The organism is Methylobacterium sp. WL103 (assembly GCF_008039885.1).
Lineage (GTDB): Bacteria > Pseudomonadota > Alphaproteobacteria > Rhizobiales > Beijerinckiaceae > Methylobacterium > Methylobacterium cerastii.
The window spans coordinates 1-2,509 of record NZ_VRUX01000602.1; the positions used below are offsets into that span (position 1 = coordinate 1).

At 69.5% G+C, this 2,509-nt stretch carries 3 protein-coding genes and 1 pseudogene; 2 read left to right on the top strand and 2 right to left on the bottom strand.

The features are described from left to right. Positions 1 to 100 (bottom strand): annotated as a pseudogene (locus FV222_RS31480) (porin family protein); the annotation flags it as partial. Between the two features lie 217 nt (positions 101 to 317). On the opposite strand from FV222_RS31480, the gene FV222_RS22995 reads away from it, so the two are divergent. Together FV222_RS22995 and FV222_RS23000 are read left to right on the top strand one after the other, a co-directional pair. After that, the gene (locus FV222_RS22995; protein WP_147815724.1) at positions 318 to 566 is read left to right on the top strand and encodes a hypothetical protein; all 249 of its coding nucleotides are present in this window, start codon (positions 318 to 320) and stop codon (positions 564 to 566) included. A 1-nt stretch (position 567) separates the two neighbouring features. Further along, positions 568 to 909, top strand: coding sequence for an MmcQ/YjbR family DNA-binding protein (locus FV222_RS23000; protein ID WP_147815725.1), 342 nt, complete (start codon positions 568 to 570; stop codon positions 907 to 909). Positions 910 to 1,168: 259 nt separating this feature from the next. Here FV222_RS23000 and FV222_RS23005 read toward each other — a convergent pair whose 3' ends face one another. Continuing rightward, positions 1,169 to 2,005 (bottom strand): class I SAM-dependent methyltransferase, encoded by an 837-nt coding sequence (locus FV222_RS23005; protein ID WP_187273737.1) that lies wholly within the window; start codon positions 2,003 to 2,005, stop codon positions 1,169 to 1,171. Positions 2,006 to 2,509 lie beyond the last annotated feature (504 nt).

A 2,509-nucleotide genomic window follows, 5' to 3' on the forward strand; every position in this document is an offset into this window, starting at 1 on the left:
GGGGCGGCAGCAGGTCGGCGGCCGCTGCGAGGGAAGGCGCGCCGACGCTCGCCGCGAGCGTCAGGGTGCGCACCAAAGCGACGAGCTTGGAGCGGGCCATAAGAATTCCTTCACGCTTTGATGTGCCGGAAGCTTGCGGTGCCGGCTCTGCTGACAACACGGACCATGCCGGCAAGGTCTTAAAGCTGGCTTAACGTTAAAACTTAGCGTTATGGATTGTTTGAAGCTCGCAATCGTCGAACGCCGCTCCTGCATCCGCACGGACACAATCGCCGTCCCGGACGTTGCCTGCACAGCCTTCACCCAGCGAGATCCTCATGACGCGCCTGTTCATCGCCGACGTCCGGACCCCGTCCGGCCCGCGCCCCCTGGTCACGGTGCGGGCGGCCTCGGAAGCCGAGGCGCTGCTCTTCCTGGAGGCGCGCTACCCCGAGGACCGGATCGAGGCGGTGGCCGAGCCCGCCGAGTGGGCCAGCGACGCGGCCACTGGGTCGGAGTCCGGCGACATCCGCGAGCATGCGGGCAGCCGCTGGCCCAGCAGCCGGCAGGCGCCCGCCGGCACCTGACATGCTGCCCGACGACGTGCGCGCCCTCGCGCTGATGCTGCCGGAGGCGATTCCGGGCGCGCACAAGGGCAACCCGGATTTTCGCGTCGGCGGCCGCGTCTTCGCGACCCTGTGGACCGAGGAGGACCGCCTGGTGCTGCGGCTGTCGCCGGAGGACCAGGCGCGCCTGCTGGAGGTCGAGCCGGACCTGTTCTCGGCCATCGACGGCGCCTGGGGCCGCCGCGGCTGGACCAACCTCGACCTCGACGCCTGCGAGGAGGAGCTTTTGCGCGACGCCCTGCTCGCGGCCTGGCGCGCGACGGCCCCGGCCGGGCTGGTCTCGACCTACGACGCGATGGCGTGAGGGCGACCGTGCTGCGGGCTGGAGCTCGTGCTCGGCGCCGCATACCTGAGGCCCGGTACGGCCGCCCGGATCGTGTCGGCGCTTTCCGCAAGGCGCCGTTCGTCGCCCGAGCGGCAACTGCGCTCGCGGCGGCGGGCCGATCTGAGCACCCGGGCTCGCGAACGTCGGCCGAGGCCTCGGCAGGCCGCCGTCACGGCGATTTCCGAGGTCGGCCGGGATCGTCGCCCCATGGGCCGGCGGCGCATGCCTGGGATCCCGCTCAGCCGTCGGCGCGGCGCGTGACCAGCGCCATCACCCACGGGTTGAACCCCGTGCCCAAGAGCGAGCGGGGCATGCGGGCGACGTAGGCGCGTGCCGTCGGGCGCGCGAAGGCCGGAACCCGCGAGAAGTCGAGAAACCCGCCGATGCTGCGAGCCTCCATCCCGTAAGGTAGGCCCTCGAGGTAGCGATGCACGTCCGGGTAGGCCCAGAGAAAGTTGTCCCCCCAGGTCCGGTGGACCGTCGCGCCGAGCCGGCGCGCGAGCCAGCGCTCCCAGGCGGTCGCCCGGCTGTCGGGACCGTGGGCCACGTCGATCGGAAAGGCGCGGTTGGGGCCGCCGATCAGCATCCGCCCACCCGGCGAGAGGACGCGGAAGATCTCCCGCAGCCACTGTCGGCGGACCGCGTGCCAGTCGGGACGGCGGTCGGCGTGTCCGTCGGTCGTGCCGACGTGCTCGATGGCGCCGAAGGTGAATGCGAAGTCGATGCTGCCGTCGAGGAACGGGAGCTCGAACGCGTCCGGATCGACCAGGTAGAACCGGTCGGCGCTCCGGCCGGCCGAAGACCAGCGGCGCGTCAGCCCAGGCAGGTCGATGCCGTAGCTCTCGTAGCCCTCCGTTTCGAGAGCCACCGCCATGCCGCCCATGCCGCAGCCGACGTCGAGGACGGTCCGAACCGGAGCCTCCCGCACGATCGGCAGGACGAAGGCCCGGGCCTTGGCCGCCTGGAAGTCGTTCTGCGCGTCGACGTAGGCTTCGTCGCAGGTCTCGTCCCGCGTCCAGGTGCGCGGCAGGAGGCCGTGATAGCCGTCGAGGGTCGTGATGGATGATCTCAGCATCGCGTCGGGCTCCCTCCGACCGTGTCGTAGGGTCGGAATCAGCGGGAAGAACCAGGGCCGGTCCACATCTGCCTCGCTCGACCCACGATCGGGCAAGGCAGGAGCGAAGGCTCCCATCGTTGCTATTTATGGTTGCGTTAAATCACCGCATGCAACTGCGTAGAGAACGTAGGCGCGGATCGCGCGACGCGGTCGACAGCGTCGAGGATCGCTCCCCGCCCTCCCCGAAAGTTCGGACCACCGAGGCACCGACGTGAGGCGCCCCCGATGTCTCTCGAAAGCAGCATCCGGTTTCGAGACGGGAATCGAGAACGGTTATGGCGCACCGAAAAATCCTGATGCGGCGCCGAGATCCCTCGAACGTCCGCCCCGTCAGGATCTCATACCAATCGGCGCTGACGCGGACTCACGGGGTTTCGCATTTGCGTCGGATCTGATTCGATTGGGCGAACCGGAGGGTTTGCCATGTCTGCCGCCATCCCGCTGCGAGACGATTTTACCGCT